This is a genomic window from Sphingobium sp. VMM (assembly GCF_056790315.1).
On the sequence record NZ_JBXGSI010000021.1, the window covers coordinates 47,439 to 68,271 of the forward strand.

A 20,833-nucleotide genomic window follows, 5' to 3' on the forward strand; every position below is an offset into this window, starting at 1 on the left:
CAGAACGGCAAGAGCGGTTAAGGACGCTCCATGGCCCGCGCCCGTGTCCTCCTGCTCAATGCCGCCCTCGGCCCGCTCGACTATCGCATCCCCCATGGCATGACGGCCAGGCCGGGCAGCATCGTGGTCGCCCCGCTGGGCCCGCGCCAGCTGGTCGGCGTGGTCTGGGACGAGGAATCCTTCCCGGATGTCGAGACGGTCGGCGACAACCGGCTGCGCAACCTGCTGGAAGTGCTGGACGCGCCGCCGCTGCCCGAAACGCTGCGCCGGCTGATCGAATGGACCGCCGACTATTATCTCGCCCCGCCGGCCGCCGTGCTGCGCATGGCGCTGGCGTCGATGTCCGCGCTCGAGGGCACACGCACCGTCATCGAATATCGTGCCACCGGCCAGTTGCCCGATCGCATGACCGAACAGCGAACCCAGGCGATGGAGCGGATCGGCGACCGGCAAGGGCTGGTGCGCGAACTGGCGATGACCGGCGGGGTCAACGATACGGTGATCCGCGGTCTGGTGAAGGCCGGCGCGTTCGAGCCGGTCGAGGTCAGCGTCGACACCCCCTTCCCCGAGCCCGACCCGGCCCACGCGCCGCCGGCCCTGTCCGATCAGCAGATGGCGGCCGCGACTTACATGGCGGACGCGGTGCGCGCCCATGAATTTGCCCCCTTCCTGCTCGACGGCGTCACCGGATCGGGCAAGACCGAGGTCTATTTCGAGGCGATCGCCGCTGCCATCCGCGCCGGCAAGCAGACCTTGGTGCTGCTGCCCGAAATCGCCCTGACCGAACCCTTTCTGGAGCGGTTCGAAAAACGCTTCGGCACGGTCCCCGTCAACTGGCATAGCGGCCTGCGCCAGAGCGAACGCCGCCGCGCCTGGCGCGCGATCGCGGCGGGCGAGGCCCGTGTCGTCGTCGGTGCCCGGTCCGCCCTGTTCCTGCCCTACCCCAATCTGGGCCTGATCGTCGTCGACGAAGCGCATGAGGCGAGCTTCAAGCAGGAGGAAGGCGTCCATTATCATGCCCGCGACGTCGCGGTGATGCGGGGCCTCATCGAACATTTCCCGGTCGTTCTGGCCTCCGCCACCCCGGCGATCGAGACACGGCATCAGGTCGATCTCGGCCGCTATCGCGAGATCAAGCTGCCGGCCCGTTTCGGCGGCGCACAGATGCCCGATATCGAGGGCATCAACCTGCTGACCGATCCGCCCGAGCGCGGTCGCTGGATCGCCCCGCCGCTGGTGGTGGCGATGGAGGAAGTGCTGGCCAAGGGCGAGCAGAGCCTGCTCTTCCTCAACCGGCGCGGATATGCGCCGCTGACGCTGTGCCGCCATTGCGGCTATCGCTTCCAATGCCCCAATTGCACCAGCTGGATGGTCGAGCATCGGCTGACCAAGCGGCTCGCCTGCCATCATTGCGGCCATGTCATCCCGGCGCCGCGCTTCTGCCCCGAATGCAAGGAAGAGGACAGCCTGGTCGCCTGCGGCCCCGGCGTCGAGCGCATCGCCGATGAGGTGAAGGCGCTGTGGCCACAGGCGCGGGTGGCCATCGCCACGTCCGACACCCTGCATTCGCCCGCCCGCGCTGCCGATTTCGTCAAGTCGGTGGAGGCCGGCGACATCGACATCATCGTCGGCACCCAGCTCATCACCAAGGGCTATCATTTCCCCAACCTGACGCTGGTCGGCGTGATCGACGCGGATCTCGGGCTGGAGGGCGGCGATCTGCGCGCGTCCGAACGCACCTTCCAGCAGATCATGCAGGTCGCCGGGCGCGCCGGGCGCGGCGAGAAGCCGGGCCATGTCTTCATCCAGACCCGCATGCCCGATGCGGAGGTGATCCAGGCGCTGATCGCTGGCGACAGCGAGCGTTTCTATCTGATCGAGACCGAAAATCGCCGCCGCGCCAACGCCCCGCCCTTCGGCCGCTTCGCCGCAATCATCATCTCCAGTGAGGATAGCGACGAAGCTGCACAGACCGCCCGGCTGATCGGCAAGTCGGCGCCGCAGGTGGAGGGCATGCGGGTCTATGGCCCCGCCCCTGCGCCCCTCTCCGTCCTTCGCGGCCGCCATCGCCATCGCTTGCTGATCCACGCCACGCGCCAGGTCGACATCCAGTCGGTGATCCGCGAATGGCTGGGCAATCTGGTATGGAAATCGACCACCCGCGTCGCGGTGGACGTCGATCCCTACAGCTTCATGTGATGGCTGCGCCGATCGAGAGCCCCTGCCGCAATCTCTGTTCGCTCGATGCGGAAAGGAGAGGCTGCACCGGCTGCGGCCGCACCCTCGACGAAATCGTCCACTGGCGCAGCATGACCGATGCCCAGCGCGCCGTCGTCATGGCGCGGGTGCAGGATTTCGAGCCTTTGCGTCGCCCTGCGCCTTAGCCCTGGCGTCGAAGGCGGCCTTCATCTTGATCGCCGCCTCCCGCATGTCCGACCCATGTGGCGAAAAGGCGATCGGGTCCATGATGGTGGAGGCGGCGGCATATTCGCCTCGGGCCGCCAAGGCGCGCGCGAACTGGAAGCGATAATTGGGGTTTTGCGGCAAAAGGGAGAAGGCCTTGTACAGGCCGTCATAGCCGATGTCGGGCATCTTGCCGCCACGCATGGCATGATAGCGATAGAATAGCGCCAGCGGCACGGGGTCCTCCGTATCGGCGCGATTGGCGCGCACGATCGCCGTCAGCGCCGCCTTCCAATCCTCCTCCTTGTCGCTGTCCTGCGCCCGCGCCAGCAGGACTTGCGCGCGGACGGCCTGTGCGCGCGACGATTTTGGATCAATGCCGATCGTGCGATCCGCGTCGCCCAGCGCGGCGGCGCCCTCTTCGGCCGCCCATTCGGATTCGGCCAGCAGCGTCAGGGCATAGGCGCTGTCGGGATATTTGGCGGCGGTAGCGCGGATCGATGCCACCAATGCGGGAATATCCTCCGTCCTGGGCCGATTGACGAGGTGGAGTTCATCCTCGATCAGGGCGCCCTGTGCCGGGTCGACCGGCACCACCGTGATCGCGCCGATCGTCATGTCCTGCGGCGTCAGCACGGACATCGACAGGCGCTTGCGCATATAGGCCTTGAGTTCCTTCTCCAGCCCGGACACCCCGCCTTCGAAATAGCTGTCGGGCTCAACGTCCGGCTTCCCCTGCGCCAGATCGCCCAGATAGCGGGTCATCGCCGCCGTATAGCCATTCTTGTTCTGGAAATAATAATGGGTGAGCAGCCAGGCGGTCCCATAATAGCGGTCGCCGTCCTGCCGGTTCAGGCCATCGGTCGTGCGCGACAGGAGCTGGACGAGCGGATAAGGCTGACCCAGCACCAGCCCCGGCACCCGTGCCATCGGCACCTGGGCGAACCGGATCGATCCATCCTTGGGGAAATCCACGACCGAGAAGAATTCCGCGAACCCCTCGACATACCAGGCCGGATAAGCGGCCGGGAAATGATGCAGCATGAAATGATGGGTATATTCGTGGAACAGGATTTCCTCGGCACCGGCATCATATTTGCCGGTCTTCGCGCCGCGCGCCAGGAAGGCATAAGCCGTGCGATCGGACGTGGTGTAATAGCCCGCGACATTAGGGTTGCGCGCCAGTTCCCTGACCTTGGCTTCACTGGATAGCAGATAGACCTTCACCGGGCTGCCCTGTTCCGGGCTGGTCACACCGGTCAGGCGGCGCAGCAAATAATCGAATTTCTCGAGCCGCTCGGCAAAGCCGCGCAGGGTTTCGTCCTTCCCCTCGCTATAGACGGTGAAATGCCGAGTCTGCGCCTGCCACCAGGCCGCCTGTGCCGGCGCGGCGCCGGCAAGGGCCAGCCCGGCCCCGGCCAGTGCCTTCATCCAGAATCGCATCATCCCGCATTTCCCCAAAGACCTGGGTTCCAAGGTGAAGGACGACAGGTTCGATGGAAAGCTCAATCTCTCCCGTTACTTGCCTTTTCCTTGCCGAGCAGCACCTGCTTCCTTTCAAGGCCCCAGGCATAACCGCCCAGGCTGCCGTCGCTGCGTACGACGCGATGGCAGGGTATCAGGATGGCAAGCCTGTTGTCGCCGCAGGCCGTCCCTGCCGCGCGCACCGCGCCCGGCCGGCCGATCGCCGCGGCGATTTCTCCATAGCTGCGCGTCTCGCCCGCCGGAATCGCCCGCAAGGCGGCCCAGACCGCCTGCTGAAAGGCGGTGCCGCCGACATCGGTCGGCAGATCCGCTCCCGCCCCCGGATCATCCACCAGTGCAGCCACGGCACGCGCCCAGCGATCCAGCGCGGCGTCCGCGGGCAACAGAGTCGCGTTGGGGTATCGGCGGCGCAGGTCCGCCTCCCCTTCCTCGAAGGCGATGCGGCACAGGCCGCGCTCGGTCGCCGCAACCAGCAGCGCACCCAGGCTCGTCCCGATCACGACATGACGGATATCGACGCCACGCCCGCCCTCGCGCCAGGCCCTGGGCGTCATGCCCAGATGCCGTTCGGCATCGGCATAGGCGCGGCTCGGCGCGTTATAGCCCGCCTCATAGATCGCATCGGTAACGCTGCCCGGCGTCGCCAGTGCCGCCTTCAGCCGCTCGGTGCGCAGATCGCGGGCATAGGCGGCCGGGGTCAGGCCGGTGATCCGCTTGAACAAGCGATGGAAATGATGCGGCGCATAGCCGACATGGTCGGCCATCTCCTCCAGCCGGGGCGGCGTTTCGGCGGTGCGGATCAGGCGGATCGCTGCCTCCACCGCCTGCTGGTCGCGCCCCACCTCATCCGGCTGGCAGCGCAGGCAGGCGCGAAAGCCCGCCGCACGGGCCGCCGCCCCGTCGGGCAGGAAGATCATATTCTCCCGCTTCGGGTGCCGGGCAGGACAGCTGGGCTTGCAATAGATGCCGGTGGTCAGCACCGCCCCGACGAAGCAGCCATCCTGCCGCCGATCGCGCGCCAGAAAGGCGGTCCAGCAGTCTGCGGCATCGGGCATGGCGGCAGGGACGGGTTCGGGGCGTGTCATCTGGTTCATGGATATGGGGTAATCCAGACGGCTTGACGAGGCTTCCCGTCGCTTGCGGTCAAAAGCACACGGCCCGTCGCATCCGCTTTTTCTCGATTGCCTAAAGCGGGCCTTCGCATATGTATGCGCCTCCTATGGTCGCCCTTTTCCGTCGCCTTCGCCCGATCGCCGCGCTTGTCGCGTCCCTCGTCCTGCTCAGCCCCGCACGGGCCGAACAGCAGGATATCACCGCCGCCGCGCGCAGCGTGGTGCGCGTCGCTCTGGTCGCGACCAATGGCGCTGACGCCTATTTCGTGGGCCATGGCAGCGGCATCGCGATCGCCCCGGACAAGGTGCTGACCAACGCCCATGTCGTCGAACTGGCGCGCGAGGAGAAGGATCTCGTCATCGGCGTGATCCCATCGGAGGGCAAGAAAAGCTATGGCGGGCGGATCATCGCCTATTCGCCGGGCAATGACCTGGCCCTGATCCAGCTGGAGGAAGGCAGCCTGCCGGTCGCCACCTTCTATGCCGGGGCGGTCGATGACGGCCAGCATGTCACCGCCATCGGCTATCCCGGCACCGTCGATCGCGCTCAGGGCCTCAGCCTCAAGCAGCTGGTCGAACCGCTCGGCACGGTGAAGACCAGCGGCAGCATCTCGTCTGGCCGCTCCAGCCAGAGCTTCGACACCATTCTGCACACCGCCCCCCTTGCCGCCGGCAACAGCGGCGGCCCGCTGGTCGACGATTGCGGCCGGGTGCTGGGCGTCAACAGCTTCGGCTCGATCTCGGACGGCAATGATGCCGAATTCGGCTTTGCCGTATCCTGGCGCGAAGTCGCCTCCTTCCTGCGCCAGGCCGGCGTGTCCTCGCTCCACACCATCGTCGCCTGCCGCACCATGGCCGAAGCCGACGCGGCCGAAGCCTCGATCACCCAGCGCGAATCGCAGCTGACCGAACAGAATGACCGCGCCGCCGCCGACAAGCGCGAGCAGGCGCTGCAGCAGGCCCGCGACACCGCCGAGCGCGACGTCATTTCCGGCCGCGAAAATGCGATGGCGGGCGCCGCCGTGCTGCTGGCCCTCGCCGTGCTGGGCCTGGGTGCCGGCGGCCTCTTCTACAGCCAGGGCCGCGAAAAGCGTGCCACCTGGTTCATCGCCGGTGGCGGCATCCTGCTGATGGGCGCGCTTGGCCTGTTCGTCTTCAAGCCCAGCTTTGCTAGCATCGACGAGCGGGTGAAGCTGCCCGAGGACCAGAGCGTGGTCAGCAACAAGGCCTTTGCCTGGGCCGGCGACAATATCTGCCGGATCGACCTCAACCGCAGCCGACTGACCGTGTCGCAGCCCAATGATGTCGGCCTGAACTGGGCCGAGGGCGGCTGCGTCAACGGCGACACCCAATATCAGGCGACCGGCACGACCTGGCAGCGCGCCCATGTGCCCGACGAGGGCAATTATGTCAGCCGCAGCGAATTCGACCCGGCCACCGGCCTGTTGCGGGTGCAGCGCTGGCTGCCCGATGGCGACACGATGGACAAGGCCCGCGCCCTGCTGAAGGATGGCCCGATCAAGGGATGCAGCAGCGATTCCACGATGTTGACCCGGATCGCGACGCTCCAGTCGGACCTCGCCGCGCTGCTGCCGCCCCAGCCGAACGAGCGGCTGGTCTATCATTGCCAAAAAGGACGGCTTGCCCCCGCAGACCCCGCTCCCTAGCCTGTCCGTTTTCCCGAAAAACTCAGTCAAATTGGCTTGATTTCGTCGATGCGATGGAATCGTGTCACATGACTTGCATAGTCATATTGGCACTGCTAACCGGCCCGACAACAGGGGACGGTTATTACTGCTCCCCCTCTTTTTGCATGACCGGCAAATCAAGTTGGAGGACGGTAAGCGCGTGGAGACTACCGGCGGTATTCAGGCCAGCCTCAGCGGCCGCTATGCGGTGGCGCTGTTCGATCTGGCCCGCGACGGCAAGACGCTCGACACCGTCGCAGCGAGCCTCGCGGCAATCAAGGCGGCGATCGCAGAATCGTCTGATTTCAAGGGCCTGATCAACAGTCCCGTTCTCAGCCGCGACGCAGCGGGTAAGACGATCGCGGCGGTTGCATCCGCCATGTCGATCGACCCGCTGACGACGAATTTCCTGGGCGTTCTCGCCCAGAACCGTCGCCTCTCGCAGCTTCCCGCGGTCATCCGCGCCTATGAGACACTGCTGTCGAATCACAAGGGCGAGGCCCGCGCCGAAGTGACGAGCGCGCATCCGCTCACCAAGACTCAACTGACCGCGCTGGCCAAGGGCCTCAAGGCGCGTGTCGGCCGCGACGTTGCCGTCGAGGCCAAGGTCGATCCCGCGATCCTGGGTGGGCTGGTCGTCAAGATCGGCAGCCAGATGATCGATTCCTCCATCCGCACCCGTTTGAATAGTCTCGCCCTGGCGATGAAAGGCTGAACATGGATATCAACGCCGCAGAAATTTCGAAGGTCATCAAGGACCAGATCGCCAATTTCGGCACCGAAGCGCAGGTCAGCGAAGTCGGTTCCGTTCTGACCGTGGGTGACGGCATTGCCCGCGTCCATGGCCTCGACAACGTCCAGGCGGGCGAAATGGTCGAGTTCGCCAATGGCGTGCAGGGCATGGCACTCAACCTCGAAGCCGACAATGTCGGCATCGTGATCTTCGGCTCGGACGCCGAGATCAAGGAAGGCGACACCGTCAAGCGCACCGGCACCATCGTCGACGTTCCCGTCGGCAAGGGTCTGCTGGGCCGCGTCGTCGACGGCCTCGGCAATCCGATCGATGGCAAGGGCCCGATCGAATATACCGAGCGCAAGCGCGTCGAAGTCAAGGCGCCGGGCATCATCCCCCGCAAGTCGGTGCACGAACCCGTGCAGACCGGCCTGAAGGCGATCGACGCCCTCGTCCCTGTCGGCCGTGGCCAGCGCGAACTGATCATCGGTGACCGCCAGACCGGCAAGACCGCCGTCGCGATCGACACCTTCATCAACCAGAAGGGCATCAACGCGGGCGACGACGAGAGCAAGAAGCTCTACTGCATCTACGTCGCCGTCGGCCAGAAGCGTTCGACCGTCGCGCAGATCGTCAAGCAGCTCGAAGAAAATGGCGCGATGGAATATTCGATCGTCGTCGCCGCGACCGCTTCGGAACCTGCTCCGCTCCAGTATCTGGCGCCCTATACCGGCGTCACCATGGGCGAATTCTTCCGCGACAACGGCATGCACGCCGTGATCGTGTATGACGATCTGTCCAAGCAGGCCGTCGCCTATCGTCAGATGTCGCTGCTGCTGCGCCGCCCGCCGGGCCGCGAAGCCTATCCGGGCGACGTCTTCTATCTCCACAGCCGCCTGCTGGAACGCGCTGCGAAGATGAACGACGCCAATGGCAATGGCTCGCTGACCGCGCTGCCGATCATCGAGACCCAGGCAGGCGACGTGTCGGCCTATATTCCGACCAACGTGATCTCGATCACCGACGGCCAGATCTTCCTCGAAACCAACCTCTTCTACCAGGGCATCCGTCCGGCCATCAACGTCGGCCTGTCGGTGTCGCGCGTCGGCTCGGCCGCGCAGACCAAGGCGATGAAGAAGGTTTCGGGCTCGATCAAGCTGGAGCTGGCCCAGTATCGCGAAATGGCGGCCTTCGCCCAGTTCGGTTCGGACCTCGACGCCTCGACCCAGAAGCTGCTGAACCGCGGCGCGCGCCTGACCGAACTGCTGAAGCAGGGCCAGTTCTCGCCGCTGCCGTTCGAAGAGCAGACCGCGTCGATCTTCGCCGGCACCAACGGCTATCTCGACGGCATCCCGGTCAAGGACGTGACCCGTTATGAAGAGCTGATGCTCGCCTATCTGCGTCACGACCACCCCGAAGTGCTGACCGCGATCCGCGACAGCAAGGATCTGGGCGACGACGCCAAGGGCAAGCTGAAGGCTGCGCTGGACTCGTTCGGCAAGACCTTCGCTTAAGACGCTGTGCTGACCGCCCATTCCCTTCTTGCCTGGACCGTGATGTCGATCGGTCTGGTGCTGCTGCCGGGGCCGGACACCATGTTGGTGGCCGGCCACGCGGCGCGCCGCGGGTTCAAGGCGGGAATGGCGGCGATCGGCGGCATCCAGCTTGGCGGCCTGTTCTACATGCTGTTGTGCGGCTTCGGCTTCCTCAGCGTGCTGAATGCGGTGCCGGGGCTGTTCTTGGGCGTTAAGATCGCCGGTGCCCTCTATCTGGCCTGGATGGGCTTTGGCCTGCTGCGCGGCGCGATCAAGCCGGCGCCGGCAAGCGAAACGCCCAAGGTCCGGATCGGCGGATCGCCCTTCGCCCAGGGCCTGGTCAGCACCGTGCTGAACCCCAAGGTCGCGATCTTCTTCCTCGCCGCGCTGCCGCAGTTCGTGGGCACCGGCCCGGATGCGCCGTGGCAGGGCATGCTGCTGATCGCGATCGTCTATGGGCTGGGCTTCCTGTGGTGCGCCCTGCTCGCGCTGCTCGCCACCAAGGCGGGCCGCAAAGTGGGGCAGAGCAGCGCGATGCGCTGGTTCGAAGGCGCCATGGGCGTCGGTTTCTTTGGTCTCGCGGGCCGTCTGGCCCTTGCTCGGAATATTTGAACTATGGCTAGCCTCAAGGAACTGAAGCTGCGCATCGGGTCGGTGAAGTCGACCCAGAAGATCACCAAGGCGAAGCAGATGGTCGCCGCGGCCAAGCTGCGCAAGGCGCAGGCCGCTGCCGAAGCTGCCCGCCCCTATAGCGAGCGACTGGAAGCGGTCGTCGCGAGCCTGGCGACCAAGATCGCCGGCGGCTCGGGCGAAGGCGCTTCGCCGCTGCTCGCCGGCACCGGCAAGGACGAAGTCCATCTGCTGGTCGTCGCCAATAGCGATCGGGGCCTTGCCGGCGCGTTCAACGCCAATATCGTGAAGGCCGCGCTGGCCAAGGCCCGCGCGCTGGAGCTGGATGGCAAGAAGGTGCTGTTCTACCTGATCGGCCGCAAGGGTCGTCCGGTCATCAACCGCACCTATCCGGGCAAGATCGTCGCCAATTACGACACGACCGGCGCCAAGGAGCCGGGCTTTGCCCAGGCCCAGGCGGTGGCGCAGGAACTCAGCCAGATGTTCCTCGACGGCAAGTTCGACGTCGCCCATCTCTTCTATTCGCGCTTCAAGTCGGCGCTCGCGCAGATCCCGACCGAACAGCAGATCATCCCGGTGAAGATCCCCGCCGACGCCGACCGCAATGCGATCGCCGCGACGGTGGAATATGAGCCGAGCGAGGAAGCGATCCTCGACGACCTGCTCCCGCGCAACGTCACGGTGCAGCTCTTCAAGGCGCTGCTGGAAAACAACGCGTCCGAACAGGGTGCGTCGATGACCGCGATGGACAATGCGACCCGCAATGCCGGCGACCTCATCAACAAGCTGACGATCCAGTATAACCGCAGCCGCCAGGCCGCGATCACCACCGAACTCGTCGAAATCATCTCGGGCGCCGAAGCCCTCTAAGGACAAGCAGGCAAGGACATAGTCATGGCAACCACCAACAATGTAGGCCGCATCTCGCAGGTCATCGGCGCCGTCGTCGACGTGACCTTCCCCGATGCGCTTCCGGCGATCCTTTCGGCGCTGGAAACCAGCAACAACGGCCAGCGCCTGGTGCTGGAAGTCGCCCAGCATCTGGGTGAGAACACCGTCCGCACCATCGCGATGGACTCGACCGACGGTCTGACCCGCGGCCAGGAAGTCACCGACACCGGCGCGCAGATCTCGGTTCCGGTCGGCCCGGCGACCCTCGGCCGCATCCTAAACGTCGTCGGCGAGCCGATCGACGAGCGCGGCCCGGTCGCCACCGAACTGCGTTCGCCGATCCATGCCAAGGCACCCGAGTTCGTCGACCAGTCGACCGACGCCTCGATCCTGGTCACCGGCATCAAGGTCATCGACCTTCTGGCCCCCTATGCCAAGGGCGGCAAGATCGGCCTGTTCGGCGGCGCTGGCGTCGGCAAGACCGTTCTCATCCAGGAACTGATCAACAACATCGCCAAGGGCCATGGCGGCACCTCGGTCTTCGCGGGCGTGGGTGAACGCACCCGTGAAGGTAACGATCTGTACCATGAATTCCTCGACGCCAACGTCATCGCCAAGGATGCCGACGGCAACGCGATCAGCGAAGGTTCGAAGGTGGCCCTGGTTTATGGCCAGATGAACGAACCGCCGGGCGCCCGTGCCCGCGTCGCCCTGTCGGGCCTGACGATTGCCGAATATTTCCGCGACGTCGAGAACCAGGACGTGCTGTTCTTCGTCGACAACATTTTCCGCTTCACCCAGGCGGGCGCGGAAGTGTCGGCTCTGCTCGGCCGTATTCCTTCGGCCGTGGGCTACCAGCCGACCCTGGCGACCGACATGGGTCAGTTGCAGGAACGCATCACCTCGACCAACAAGGGCTCGATCACCTCGGTCCAGGCCGTCTACGTCCCCGCGGACGACTTGACCGACCCGGCGCCGGCGACCTCGTTCGCGCATCTTGACGCCACCACCGTTCTCAACCGCGCCATTTCGGAACTGGGCATCTATCCGGCGGTCGATCCGCTGGACTCGACCAGCCGCGTTCTGGAACCCCGCGTCGTCGGCCAGGAACATTACGACACCGCCCGTGCCGTCCAGTCGATCCTGCAGAAGTACAAGTCGCTGCAGGACATCATCGCGATCCTGGGCATGGACGAGCTGTCGGAAGAGGACAAGATCACCGTCGCCCGCGCGCGCAAGATCCAGAAGTTCCTGTCGCAGCCGTTCCACGTCGCCGAAGTCTTCACCGGCATCTCGGGCAAGTTCGTCCAGATCGAAGACACGGTGAAGTCGTTCAAGGCCGTGGTCGATGGTGAATATGACCATCTGCCCGAAAACGCCTTCTACATGGTCGGCGGCATCGACGAAGCCATCGAAAAGGCGAAGAAGCTGGCTGCCGAAGCAGCCTAAGCAACAAACCCTCCCCTCCCTTCCAAGGGAGGGGATTGAGCGGTGGGTAGCGCGCGAAGCGCGCTTCCTGCCTCTCGGCTAGGGCGCAGGCCATCGCATCGCGATGGCACCCACCCCCGGCCCCTCCCTGGAAGGGAGGGGGGAGATTTTAGAATGGCACTGCATTTCGAACTCGTGACCCCTGAAAAGCTCGTCCGCTCGGAAGAGGTCTATCAGGTCGTCGTTCCCGGCACCGATGGCGACTTCGGCGTGCTGGAGGGCCATGCGCCCTTCATGTCGACCGTGCGCGATGGCGCGATCCAGATCTTCGCATCGGCTGGCGCCGCACCGGAAATCATCCCGGTCCAGGGCGGCTTTGCCGAGGTCAATGAGAAGGGCCTGACGGTTCTCGCTGAAAAGGCGGGCTGAGGCTTCCTGACGCGCAGGCCGATGGGGGAGCCAGGCTCTTTCCAACCTGCGGCATTCATGTCAGACGAACGGACCAAGGGGCGCGCTTCGCGCCCCTTTTTCTTGTGAGTGCCGCCCGCCGATGACCGCCCTCGCCGCCAAGACCGCTGTTTCTGCGCCACCGGCCGGCTCTGGCGGCCTGCTCGAGCACACCGTTCCGGCCGGCTGGCTGATCGCCGCGCTGTTTGCCTGGCTCGGCCTCGACCAGTTGCTGCTCTGGCGCTTCCTGGATGTCGCCCCGTTCTGGGCCTATCCCCTCGCCCTGCTGCTGATCGGCGGGCTGTGCAGCGTCATGCTGCGCACCATGCCCGACCGATCGGGACCGAGCATCGGCACGCTGCTGCTATGCACGGGGGTCTCTCTGCTGCTGCTCATGCTCGGCGGCGAAGGCCGGTTCTTCTATGCCAATGTCGACTGGCAGGTGCGGCTCGCCGCGCTTCGCGACATGGCCGTCAATCCCTGGCCCTTCGTCTATACCGAACGGGCTGTCCCCGACCTGTTGCGGGCGCCGATCGGCATGTTCCTCGCCCCTGCCCTGCTCTACAAGGCGCTGGGCGTGCGCGCGGGCGATATCGCATTGCTGGTGCAAAATGCCCTGCTGCTGGGCCTGAGTCTCGCGCTTGCCGCGCAACTGTTCGACGGCCGGCGCGGTCGACTGGTCGCGCTGCTCGTCTTCCTCGGCTTCAGCGGCATAGACGCGATCGGCGACCTAGTCCTCAATGGCCGGCTGGGCGATCATCTGGAGGACTGGATCGGCCTCCAATATTCCTCGACCATCACCCTGGCCTTCTGGGTTCCGCAACATGCCATGTCCGGCTGGATCGGGGCGATGGGCTATCTGCTCTGGCGCCGCGAACGATTGCCATTGGCATCCTATCTCGCGTTGCTGCCGTTGACGGCCCTATGGTCGCCGCTCGGTCTGATGGGTGCGATGCCCTTCGCCGCGCTGGCCGGCATCCGCACCCTGGCGGCGCGCCGCCTGCGTATCGCCGACATGCTGCTCCCGGCGCTGGCCAGCCTGTTGGCCGTCCCGTCCCTTCTCTATCTCGGCGCGGCATCTGGCGCGGACGTCGGACTGCGGTTCCAGCCGATTCCGCCGCTGCAATGGTTGATGTTCCAGGGGATCGAAACCCTGCCCTATCTGGTGCCGATGCTGTTGGTCGCCCGACCGTCGCGATTTGGCCGAGACACGCTCTGGCTGGCCTTCGCCTGGCTGATGCTGATCCCGTTCGTGCAGATTGGATGGTCGATCGATTTCATGGCGCGGGCATCCATCACCGCGCTGGCCATCCTGGCAGCGATGCTGGCCGATGAGCTGGGCAATGGGACCGAACGGCGCACCTGGCTGATCGCCATGCTGCTGATCGGCAGCCTGACGGGGCTGGCCGAGATCCGCCGCGCGCTTGTCCATCCGCCTGCGCCCGAAGTCCGCTGTTCGGTATCGAAGGCGTGGGATCAGACCTTTGCCACCTTCCCCAAGGGATCCTATTTCGCGCCCCTGCCCGCCATGCCCGCCCTGGTGCGACCGGCAAGGCCCACACCTGTTCCTGCCAGCGAACCGGCCCGGTGCTGGGACGGGCTATGGTTCAGTCCGCATAATTTCCGGCAACCAGGATCAGGCGGAGAGAATCGCGTAAAGTGACAGGCCGATCGGGAAATTGATGCGGCCCAGCATGTGGCGTTCGGCCGCGAACACCTGTTGCAGCGAGCGATTGAGCCAGGGTGCCGGGCGGGCATCGAGCGGTGCTTCCCGCCGAAGCAACTGATGCGCCATCCGTTGGGCAACGGCGAGCGGGAACAACAGGCTGTTGAAATAGCCCGATGCCTCGACCCGCAAGCCAGCCGCCGAGGCGACGCCGGCAAGGCCATCATGGGTATAGCGGCGCTTGTGATGGTGCAGCACGTCATGATCGGACCATAGCCAGGGAACCGCCGGCACGGTGACAAGCAGTCGCCCGCCTGCCGCAAGCCGGCCGCGCAGTGCGGCGAGCGACGCTTCATCCTGGTCGACATGCTCCAGCACGTCGAGCAGGGCGATCAGGTCATAGCGCCGATCGCCGAAGCCGACCTTCTCCGGCAAGGCGCCTGCCTCCACGGTGGCGACGCCCCGCGCGGCCGCGATGGCCCGTGCTTCGTCATCATATTCAAGCGCATCGACGCTACCATGCTGCGCCAGAAGCGCCAGATTGCCGCCGGTACCGCAGCCGGCTTCCAAGATGCGGGCGTCATCGGGCAAGGCGACATGATCGCGGATCAGGCCATCGATGATGGCGCGGCGGGCGACGAACCACCAATGTTCGCCCTCCTGAGCATTCATGCTCGTATAGGCTGAGCGATCCATTCTTCGTCCCTTTCCAGTTGATCGAGCGCCGGGGCCGCGTCGCCCCCGGCGTTGCGCGCCCCGGCATCGGCGGCGACGATATATAGTGGCCGCTGCCGCACCTCGCGGGCGATCCGCCCGACATATTCGCCCATGATGCCCAGGCTGAGCAGGTTGAGCCCGCCAAGGCCCAGCACGGCAACCATCATCGAGGCATAGCCGGGCACGTCGACGCCGGTCGCCAGCGTATGCACGACCAGAAAACCGGCATAGGCAAAGGCAATGAGCGCGATCGCGCCACCGACATAGGACCAGATGCGCAATGGCATGGTGGTCGACGCGGTGATGCCGTCGACGGCCAGGGACCAGAGCTTGCCCAGTCCCCATTTGCTGCGTCCGGTTTCCCGCCGCGCCCGGACATAATCGACCGTCGCGACCCGGAAGCCGATCCAGGAAAACAGGCCCTTGTTGAACCGGGCCTGTTCCCCCAATTGCTTGACGACATCGACGGCCTGCCGGTCAAGCAGGCGGAAATCACCGACATTTTCGGGAATGGGATAATCGGACAGGCGATTGAGCAGCGCATAGAAGCCCCGCGCGCTCCAGCGCTTGAACCAGCTGTCGCTCGATCGATCGGCCCGCCGCGCGTTGACCACCTGGGCGCCAGCGAGCCAGAGGCGAACCATGTCGACGATCACTTCGGGCGGGTCCTGCAGATCGACATCGATCGGGATGACCGCGTCTCCGACAGCATGGTCGATGCCGGCGGCCAAGGCAGCCTCCTTGCCGAAGTTGCGCGACAGCCGGACATAGCGCAGGTCCGGGTTGAACCGCGACAATATCTCCAGCACGTCACCGGTGCGGTCCGCGCTACCATCATCGACGAACAGATATTCGGCGCGCGCGTCGGCGCCGATCAGGGACAGCGCCTCATCCACTGCAGGCCGCGCCGCATCAAGGAAAAGGGAGATGCCATCCTGTTCGTTGAAAACGGGAATGACGATGGACAAGGTTCGCATGGCACCGAAATCCTGAAAGCCTGCAATCCCTATCGGCGAGATTGGTTAATGTCGGGTAACCGTGCCCCGCCCTTCACCCCGATCCGGCACGGCGCCATCCTTGCCGGCGATCCGCGATCCTCAGAATGGGCGCCGGCGCATTAGCCATTTGTCAAAGTTTCCAGCTTATTCACCTTCTCCAGCCATGGTGAATCGGCCCATTTTGGGGTGGCTGGCCCGATCGCAGAATACCGGCGGAGAGTTATGAGCGCATTTGGACGGAAAAATGGACCTGCCGGCATCAAGCCGGGTTTCGGCGTCGCCCGACCGATGCACAGCGGCGGCGCAGCGCGCGAGGAGGCCCCGCGCGGCGGCGAGCAGTTCCCGCCGCTCGACCTGGCGGCCCTGCCGGGCGAAATTCCGCTCGATCCGCTGTCGGCGCCGACCAGCCAGATGCAGCGCAATGCGGACGCCATGTCGCGCCTGTCCGAACGCGCCAATGCCGAACATGTCGCCGATGCCGGCCCGCAAGGGTTCGAGGCGTCGGTTCACAAGATCAAGGAACAGGTGCTTCCCCGCCTGCTCGAACGCGTCGATCCCGAAGCGGCCGCGACCCTCACCAAGGATGAACTGGCGGAGGAATTCCGGCCGATCATCATGGAAGTGCTGGCCGAGCTGAAGCTGACGCTCAACCGGCGCGAGCAGTTCGCGCTGGAAAAGGTGCTGGTCGACGAGCTTCTGGGCCTCGGCCCGCTCGAGGAATTGCTGGCCGACCCGGACATCAGCGATATCATGGTCAACGGCCCCGAACAGACCTATGTCGAAAAGAAGGGCAAGCTCCAGATCGCGCCGATCAAGTTCCGCGATGAAGAGCATCTGTTCCAGATCGCCCAGCGCATCGTGAACAAGGTCGGCCGCCGCGTCGACCAGACCACGCCGCTGGCCGACGCCCGCCTGCCCGACGGTTCGCGTGTCAACGTGATCGTGCCGCCGCTCAGCCTCAAGGGCACGGCCATCTCGATCCGTAAATTCTCGGCCAAGCCGATCACCATCGACATGCTCGCCCAATGGGGCGCGATGAACCAGAAGATGGCGACCGCACTCAAGATCGCCGGCGCCTGCCGTTTCAACATCGTCATTTCGGGCGGTACCGGTTCGGGCAAGACGACGATGCTCAACGCGCTGTCGAAGATGATCGATCCGGGCGAGCGCGTGCTGACCATCGAGGACGCGGCCGAACTGCGCCTGCAGCAGCCGCACTGGTTGCCGCTCGAAACCCGCCCGCCCAACCTGGAAGGCCAGGGCGCGATCACCATCGGCGATCTCGTCAAGAACGCCCTGCGTATGCGTCCTGATCGCATCATCCTGGGCGAAATTCGTGGTGCGGAATGTTTCGACCTGCTCGCCGCGATGAACACCGGCCATGACGGTTCCATGTGTACGCTCCACAGCAACAGCCCGCGCGAATGCCTGGGCCGTATGGAAAACATGATCCTGATGGGCGACATCAAGATCCCGAAGGAAGCCATTTCCAAGCAGATCGCCGACTCGGTCGACCTGATCGTCCAGGTGAAGCGCCTGCGCGACGGTTCGCGCCGCGTCACCAACGTGACCGAAGTGATCGGCATGGAAGGCGACGTCATCGTCACCCAGGAACTGTTCAAGTTCGAATATCATGACGAGGATGACAGCGGTAAGATCATCGGCGAATATCGCTCGATGGGCCTGCGCCCCTATACGCTCGACAAGGCCCGCATGTTCGGCTTCGACCAGCCCTTCCTCGAAGCCTGTCTCTGACCCTCAGGGAATAAAGGCTTCCGCTCCCGCGTAGACGGGGATGTGAATCGTCACATCCTTATCGCGGGAGCAGCCTTTCTTGTCCGTTCGATCCCTTTCGCGCCATGGCCTTGCCGCCATGGCGAGCGCCTTTCTGGGCGATGCCGCGCTGGCGTCCGACGCCTATCCCGACGTGCCCGAACCGATGATCTTCGACATGATGCGGCCGCTGGGCGCCAAGCGCGGCGAACTGGAGGTCAATACGCTGGCAACCGTTCCGCTATCGGGCGATGACGACGCCGTCCATTGGGCGCCAGAAATCGAATATGCCTTTGCCGACGGCTTCGCGATCGAGGGCGAACTGCCCTTCGTCAACGGCCGGCTTGCTGAACTGAAGCTGGGCCTGCAGGCGAGTTTCGGTACCACCGGCGGCGGACGCACCGGTCATGGCGTCCAGTATCTCGGCATCTATGACCGCCGCGCCAAACAATATCGCAGCAGTTTCGCCTATATGGCGGCCCATCGCTACAACAGCCGCTGGAGCAGCGTGACGATGGCGGGGCTCGCTGACGTCAAGCTGTCGGGCGGCCATGGCCGCAATGGCGTGATCCTCAACCACTCTGCCTTCTATGACAGCCGCGAAGGACAGGTATTGGGGCTGGAGATCAATTATCAGGGCGGCAGCGAGGGCGGCCTGCTGCTGATGCCGCAATTGCACCAGCAACTGGGCGGCAATTTCGCCATGCAGGCGGGCCTTGGCGCGGAACGGCCGCGCGGCGATGTCTTCCGTCCCACCGCCGGCCTGCGCATCATTCGTCAATTTTAATTGGCCATCGATGGAATAGGCGCGATCCGACAAGCGTATGCGGGGCATGACGCTGCATTCCCCGCTCTCTTCCCTTCGCGCCCATATTCATGCCGCCCTGCCGTTCGCCGCGGCGCCGGCATCATCCCGGCCGCTGAAGATCGCGCTGTTTTCGGGCAATTATGATTGCGTGCGCGATGGCGCGAACCGAGCGCTCAACCGTCTGGTCCGGCATATGCTGGACCAGCATGGGGCAGAGGTGCGCATCTATTCGCCGACCGCACCGACGCCGGCCTTCGCCTCGGCCGGCGATGTCCGATCGGTGCGCTCGCTCTGCATCCCCGGTCGCCCGGAATATCGGCTCGCGATCGGCCTGACCCGTGCCGCCCGCGCCGATCTGGAGGCGTTCCAGCCTGACATCGTGCATCTGTCCGCGCCCGACCTGCTCGGTCGGCAAGCGCTGAACTGGGCGCGGCGCAACGCCGTTCCGGCCGTCGCCAGCCTGCACACCCGGTTCGAGACCTATCTTGCTTATTATCGCCTCGGCTTCCTGCAGCGGCAGGTCGAAACTTATCTCGATCGCTTCTATGGCGATTGCGACCGCATCCTCGCCCCGACCCCGCCGATCGCTGCGGACCTCGCCGCAATCCATGGCGCAGAGCGCATTGCCCTCTGGAGCCGGGGCGTCGATCGATCCGTCTTTCATCCGGCGATGCGAGATGAAAGCCTGCGCGCCCAGCTTGGCTATGCGCCCGACGATGTCGTGCCGCTCTTCTTCGGCCGGCTGGTCAGGGAAAAGGGGCTCGATATCTTCGCCGACGCCATCATGGCGGCGCGCGCCAACGGTCTGTCGCTGCGCCCCCTGATCCTGGGCGATGGCCCGGCGCGCGATGCCCTCGCCCGCCATTTGCCCAATGCCAGCTTTGCCGGCCATGTCGAAGGGGCGCGTCTCGGCGCGCTGGTCGCCAGCGCCGACATATTGGTCAATCCCAGCGTCACGGAGGCGTTCGGCAACGTCAATCTGGAGGCAATGGCCAGCGGCCTTGCCGTCCTGTCGGCCGACGTCCCCAGCGCATCCGCCCTGATCGATAATGGCGTCAACGGACTGCTGGTGCCGCCGGGCGACGTTGGCGCCTATGCCGGCGGCCTGGCTTCCCTCGTCCGCGACACCGGCCTAAGGCGGCGGCTCGGCCACGCGGCGGAGGCGACGGCGGGCGACTATCGCTGGGACCATGTCCTGGATTCGGTGGCGCGCGTCTATCGCGAACTGGCGGGCGCCCCAATGGAATGATGTGGATGACGGGCAAGCGGACGGACATGGAAATGGAGGCGGACCTGCGCGCCATGCGCCGCTATGCCCGCGCCCTGTCGCGCGACCATGTCGTCGCTGACGATGTGGTGCAGGACGCCGTGATGCGCGCGATCGAACGGCGCGACCAGTTCCAGCCCGATCGCAGCCGCCGCCGCTGGCTGCTGGCCATCGTCCACAATGTGTTCATCTCGGCCAAGCGGCGCGAGGCGGCGGAAACGCGTCGCAATATGGCCTTTGCCCAGATCCAGGTCGATCATGCCGATCCCGACCAGGAGGTGCGCGCCGACCTGATGCAGGTCGCCCGCGCCTTTGCCGACCTGCCCGACCATCAGCGCGCCGTCATGCACCTGACCGTGGTCGAAGGGCTGAGCTATCAGGAAAGCGCCGACCTTCTGGGCATAGCGGTCGGCACGGTGATGTCGCGCCTGGCCCGTGCGCGGGCGACATTGCGACAGGACAGGGACAGGCAGCCGCGCGATCGGCTGCGCATCGTGGGAGGACAGGATGAGTGAGGATCCTTTGGAGATCGAACTGATGGCCTATGTCGACGGCCAGCTCGATCCCGGCCGGCGCTTTGCGGTGGAGAACCGCCTGTCGCGCCGGCCCGACCTCGCCGCGCAGGTCATGGGCGACCTCAGCGCCCGCACCGGGCTGCGCCTGTTGGCGCAGGACCGCGCGCCCCTGCCCGAAGCCATGGCGGCACAGGCGAGCGCGCTCCACCCGCCGGCCGCGCGCCATCGTCGCTTTGCGATCGGCGCCGGCGGCGGCCTTGCCCTGCTGGCGGCAAGCTTCGTTGCCCTGCTCATGGTGCGCGACGGGCCGCCCGCCTATGTGGTCGATGCCGCAACCTCCCACCGCGTCGCCATGATCCGCGCCCGGATGCAGGGGCAGATCGAATCACCCAGCTTCGACCCGCGCGAGATATTGGCCAGCACCCATATCGACATTCCCGGCCTGCCCGCCGACTGGCGCGTGACCGATGTCCAGCTCTTCCCCGGTGAACGCACGCCCGCGCTGCTGATCGCGCTGCGCACGCCCGAAGGGCGCGACCTGTCCATCTATGCCATGCACCGGCGCACCGACGCCCCAGAGCGACCGGATTCGGTGCGCGAGGGCGCCCAGTCAGTGGCCTATTGGCGGCGCGGCGACATGTCCTATGCCCTGACCGGCGAGGATGAACCGGCCGCGATCGACGCCACGGCGGAGTCGATCGCGGGCAGCTGGTCCTGACCGGCCCGTCCCTAACCAC

General features: G+C 65.5%; 19 protein-coding genes. 15 read left to right on the top strand and 4 right to left on the bottom strand.

What is annotated here, in order from left to right; all coding sequences use genetic code 11:
* The first annotated feature begins 30 nt into the window (after window positions 1-30).
* Entirely contained in the window at window positions 31-2,199 is a 2,169-nt protein-coding gene (locus ACUCV3_RS22215; protein ID WP_279729075.1) for a primosomal protein N', read from the top strand.
* Complete coding sequence (locus tag ACUCV3_RS22220; RefSeq protein WP_279729074.1) at window positions 2,199-2,384, top strand: DUF1289 domain-containing protein; 186 nt, start codon at window positions 2,199-2,201, stop codon at window positions 2,382-2,384. Before ACUCV3_RS22215 ends, ACUCV3_RS22220 begins: the two co-directional genes overlap by 1 nt.
* Here ACUCV3_RS22220 and ACUCV3_RS22225 read toward each other — a convergent pair.
* Both ACUCV3_RS22225 and ada read right to left on the bottom strand, forming a co-directional pair.
* A complete protein-coding gene (locus tag ACUCV3_RS22225) occupies window positions 2,335-3,849 on the bottom strand; it encodes a hypothetical protein (protein ID WP_279729073.1) in 1,515 nt (504 codons plus the stop codon). The genes ACUCV3_RS22220 and ACUCV3_RS22225 overlap by 50 nt on opposite strands.
* 59 nt (window positions 3,850-3,908) lie before the next feature.
* On the bottom strand, window positions 3,909-4,982 hold the full coding sequence (gene ada / locus ACUCV3_RS22230) for a bifunctional DNA-binding transcriptional regulator/O6-methylguanine-DNA methyltransferase Ada (protein WP_482241152.1): 1,074 nt from the start codon (window positions 4,980-4,982) through the stop codon (window positions 3,909-3,911).
* Window positions 4,983-5,107: 125 nt separating this feature from the next.
* On the opposite strand from ada, the gene ACUCV3_RS22235 reads away from it, so the two are divergent.
* The 8 genes from ACUCV3_RS22235 to ACUCV3_RS22270 all read left to right on the top strand — a co-directional run bounded on the left by ACUCV3_RS22235 (window position 5,108) and on the right by ACUCV3_RS22270 (window position 14,015).
* Complete coding sequence (locus ACUCV3_RS22235) at window positions 5,108-6,667, top strand: S1C family serine protease (RefSeq protein WP_482241153.1); 1,560 nt, start codon at window positions 5,108-5,110, stop codon at window positions 6,665-6,667.
* Window positions 6,668-6,848: 181 nt separating this feature from the next.
* Entirely contained in the window at window positions 6,849-7,403 is a 555-nt protein-coding gene (locus ACUCV3_RS22240; protein WP_004210769.1) for a F0F1 ATP synthase subunit delta, read from the top strand.
* Between the two features lie 2 nt (window positions 7,404-7,405).
* Window positions 7,406-8,935 (top strand): F0F1 ATP synthase subunit alpha, encoded by a 1,530-nt coding sequence (gene atpA / locus ACUCV3_RS22245; protein WP_004210768.1) that lies wholly within the window; start codon window positions 7,406-7,408, stop codon window positions 8,933-8,935.
* A 42-nt stretch (window positions 8,936-8,977) separates the two neighbouring features.
* The gene (locus ACUCV3_RS22250; RefSeq protein ID WP_037511450.1) at window positions 8,978-9,568 is read left to right on the top strand and encodes a LysE family translocator; all 591 of its coding nucleotides are present in this window, start codon (window positions 8,978-8,980) and stop codon (window positions 9,566-9,568) included.
* 3 nt (window positions 9,569-9,571) lie between these two features.
* Complete coding sequence (locus ACUCV3_RS22255) at window positions 9,572-10,456, top strand: F0F1 ATP synthase subunit gamma (RefSeq protein ID WP_004210766.1); 885 nt, start codon at window positions 9,572-9,574, stop codon at window positions 10,454-10,456.
* 24 nt (window positions 10,457-10,480) lie between these two features.
* Complete coding sequence (gene atpD / locus ACUCV3_RS22260; protein ID WP_004210765.1) at window positions 10,481-11,926, top strand: F0F1 ATP synthase subunit beta; 1,446 nt, start codon at window positions 10,481-10,483, stop codon at window positions 11,924-11,926.
* Window positions 11,927-12,079: 153 nt separating this feature from the next.
* Window positions 12,080-12,334: an ATP synthase F1 subunit epsilon gene (locus ACUCV3_RS22265; protein ID WP_048938594.1), complete on the top strand. Its 255-nt coding sequence runs from the start codon at window positions 12,080-12,082 to the stop codon at window positions 12,332-12,334.
* A 121-nt stretch (window positions 12,335-12,455) separates the two neighbouring features.
* On the top strand, window positions 12,456-14,015 hold the full coding sequence (locus ACUCV3_RS22270) for a hypothetical protein (protein WP_279729071.1): 1,560 nt from the start codon (window positions 12,456-12,458) through the stop codon (window positions 14,013-14,015).
* Here the strand turns inward: ACUCV3_RS22270 and ACUCV3_RS22275 are convergent.
* Together ACUCV3_RS22275 and ACUCV3_RS22280 are read right to left on the bottom strand one after the other, a co-directional pair.
* Window positions 13,989-14,714 (bottom strand): class I SAM-dependent methyltransferase, encoded by a 726-nt coding sequence (locus ACUCV3_RS22275; protein ID WP_482241154.1) that lies wholly within the window; start codon window positions 14,712-14,714, stop codon window positions 13,989-13,991. The genes ACUCV3_RS22270 and ACUCV3_RS22275 overlap by 27 nt on opposite strands.
* Window positions 14,687-15,712, bottom strand: coding sequence for a glycosyltransferase family 2 protein (locus tag ACUCV3_RS22280; RefSeq protein ID WP_279729070.1), 1,026 nt, complete (start codon window positions 15,710-15,712; stop codon window positions 14,687-14,689). Before ACUCV3_RS22280 ends, ACUCV3_RS22275 begins: the two co-directional genes overlap by 28 nt.
* Window positions 15,713-15,955: 243 nt before the next feature.
* Between ACUCV3_RS22280 and ACUCV3_RS22285 the strand changes: the two genes are divergently transcribed.
* The 5 genes from ACUCV3_RS22285 to ACUCV3_RS22305 all read left to right on the top strand — a co-directional run bounded on the left by ACUCV3_RS22285 (window position 15,956) and on the right by ACUCV3_RS22305 (window position 20,814).
* Window positions 15,956-17,488 carry a TadA family conjugal transfer-associated ATPase gene (locus ACUCV3_RS22285; protein ID WP_004210759.1) on the top strand — a complete coding sequence of 511 codons (1,533 nt, stop codon included), beginning with the start codon at window positions 15,956-15,958 and terminating at the stop codon, window positions 17,486-17,488.
* Between the two features lie 79 nt (window positions 17,489-17,567).
* Complete coding sequence (locus ACUCV3_RS22290; RefSeq protein ID WP_234893102.1) at window positions 17,568-18,293, top strand: hypothetical protein; 726 nt, start codon at window positions 17,568-17,570, stop codon at window positions 18,291-18,293.
* A gap of 46 nt (window positions 18,294-18,339) precedes the next feature.
* A complete protein-coding gene (locus tag ACUCV3_RS22295) occupies window positions 18,340-19,563 on the top strand; it encodes a glycosyltransferase family 4 protein (protein WP_279729068.1) in 1,224 nt (407 codons plus the stop codon).
* 5 nt (window positions 19,564-19,568) lie between these two features.
* A complete protein-coding gene (locus ACUCV3_RS22300) occupies window positions 19,569-20,096 on the top strand; it encodes a sigma-70 family RNA polymerase sigma factor (protein ID WP_037516480.1) in 528 nt (175 codons plus the stop codon).
* On the top strand, window positions 20,089-20,814 hold the full coding sequence (locus ACUCV3_RS22305; protein ID WP_279776198.1) for an anti-sigma factor family protein: 726 nt from the start codon (window positions 20,089-20,091) through the stop codon (window positions 20,812-20,814). Before ACUCV3_RS22300 ends, ACUCV3_RS22305 begins: the two co-directional genes overlap by 8 nt.
* Window positions 20,815-20,833 lie beyond the last annotated feature (19 nt).

Coding starts and splice junctions, on each gene's coding strand:
- ACUCV3_RS22265 (WP_048938594.1), top strand. CDS start 12,080: ATGGCACTGCATTTCGAACTCGTGACCCCTGAAAAGCTCGTCCGCTCG.
- ACUCV3_RS22285 (WP_004210759.1), top strand. CDS start 15,956: ATGAGCGCATTTGGACGGAAAAATGGACCTGCCGGCATCAAGCCGGGT.
- ACUCV3_RS22215 (WP_279729075.1), top strand. CDS start 31: ATGGCCCGCGCCCGTGTCCTCCTGCTCAATGCCGCCCTCGGCCCGCTC.
- ACUCV3_RS22295 (WP_279729068.1), top strand. CDS start 18,340: ATGACGCTGCATTCCCCGCTCTCTTCCCTTCGCGCCCATATTCATGCC.
- ACUCV3_RS22305 (WP_279776198.1), top strand. CDS start 20,089: ATGAGTGAGGATCCTTTGGAGATCGAACTGATGGCCTATGTCGACGGC.
- atpD (WP_004210765.1), top strand. CDS start 10,481: ATGGCAACCACCAACAATGTAGGCCGCATCTCGCAGGTCATCGGCGCC.
- ACUCV3_RS22225 (WP_279729073.1), bottom strand. CDS start 3,849: ATGATGCGATTCTGGATGAAGGCACTGGCCGGGGCCGGGCTGGCCCTT.
- ACUCV3_RS22275 (WP_482241154.1), bottom strand. CDS start 14,714: ATGGATCGCTCAGCCTATACGAGCATGAATGCTCAGGAGGGCGAACAT.
- ACUCV3_RS22250 (WP_037511450.1), top strand. CDS start 8,978: ATGTCGATCGGTCTGGTGCTGCTGCCGGGGCCGGACACCATGTTGGTG.
- ACUCV3_RS22235 (WP_482241153.1), top strand. CDS start 5,108: ATGGTCGCCCTTTTCCGTCGCCTTCGCCCGATCGCCGCGCTTGTCGCG.
- ACUCV3_RS22220 (WP_279729074.1), top strand. CDS start 2,199: ATGGCTGCGCCGATCGAGAGCCCCTGCCGCAATCTCTGTTCGCTCGAT.
- atpA (WP_004210768.1), top strand. CDS start 7,406: ATGGATATCAACGCCGCAGAAATTTCGAAGGTCATCAAGGACCAGATC.
- ACUCV3_RS22255 (WP_004210766.1), top strand. CDS start 9,572: ATGGCTAGCCTCAAGGAACTGAAGCTGCGCATCGGGTCGGTGAAGTCG.
- ACUCV3_RS22280 (WP_279729070.1), bottom strand. CDS start 15,712: ATGCGAACCTTGTCCATCGTCATTCCCGTTTTCAACGAACAGGATGGC.
- ACUCV3_RS22300 (WP_037516480.1), top strand. CDS start 19,569: ATGACGGGCAAGCGGACGGACATGGAAATGGAGGCGGACCTGCGCGCC.
- ada (WP_482241152.1), bottom strand. CDS start 4,982: ATGAACCAGATGACACGCCCCGAACCCGTCCCTGCCGCCATGCCCGAT.
- ACUCV3_RS22270 (WP_279729071.1), top strand. CDS start 12,456: ATGACCGCCCTCGCCGCCAAGACCGCTGTTTCTGCGCCACCGGCCGGC.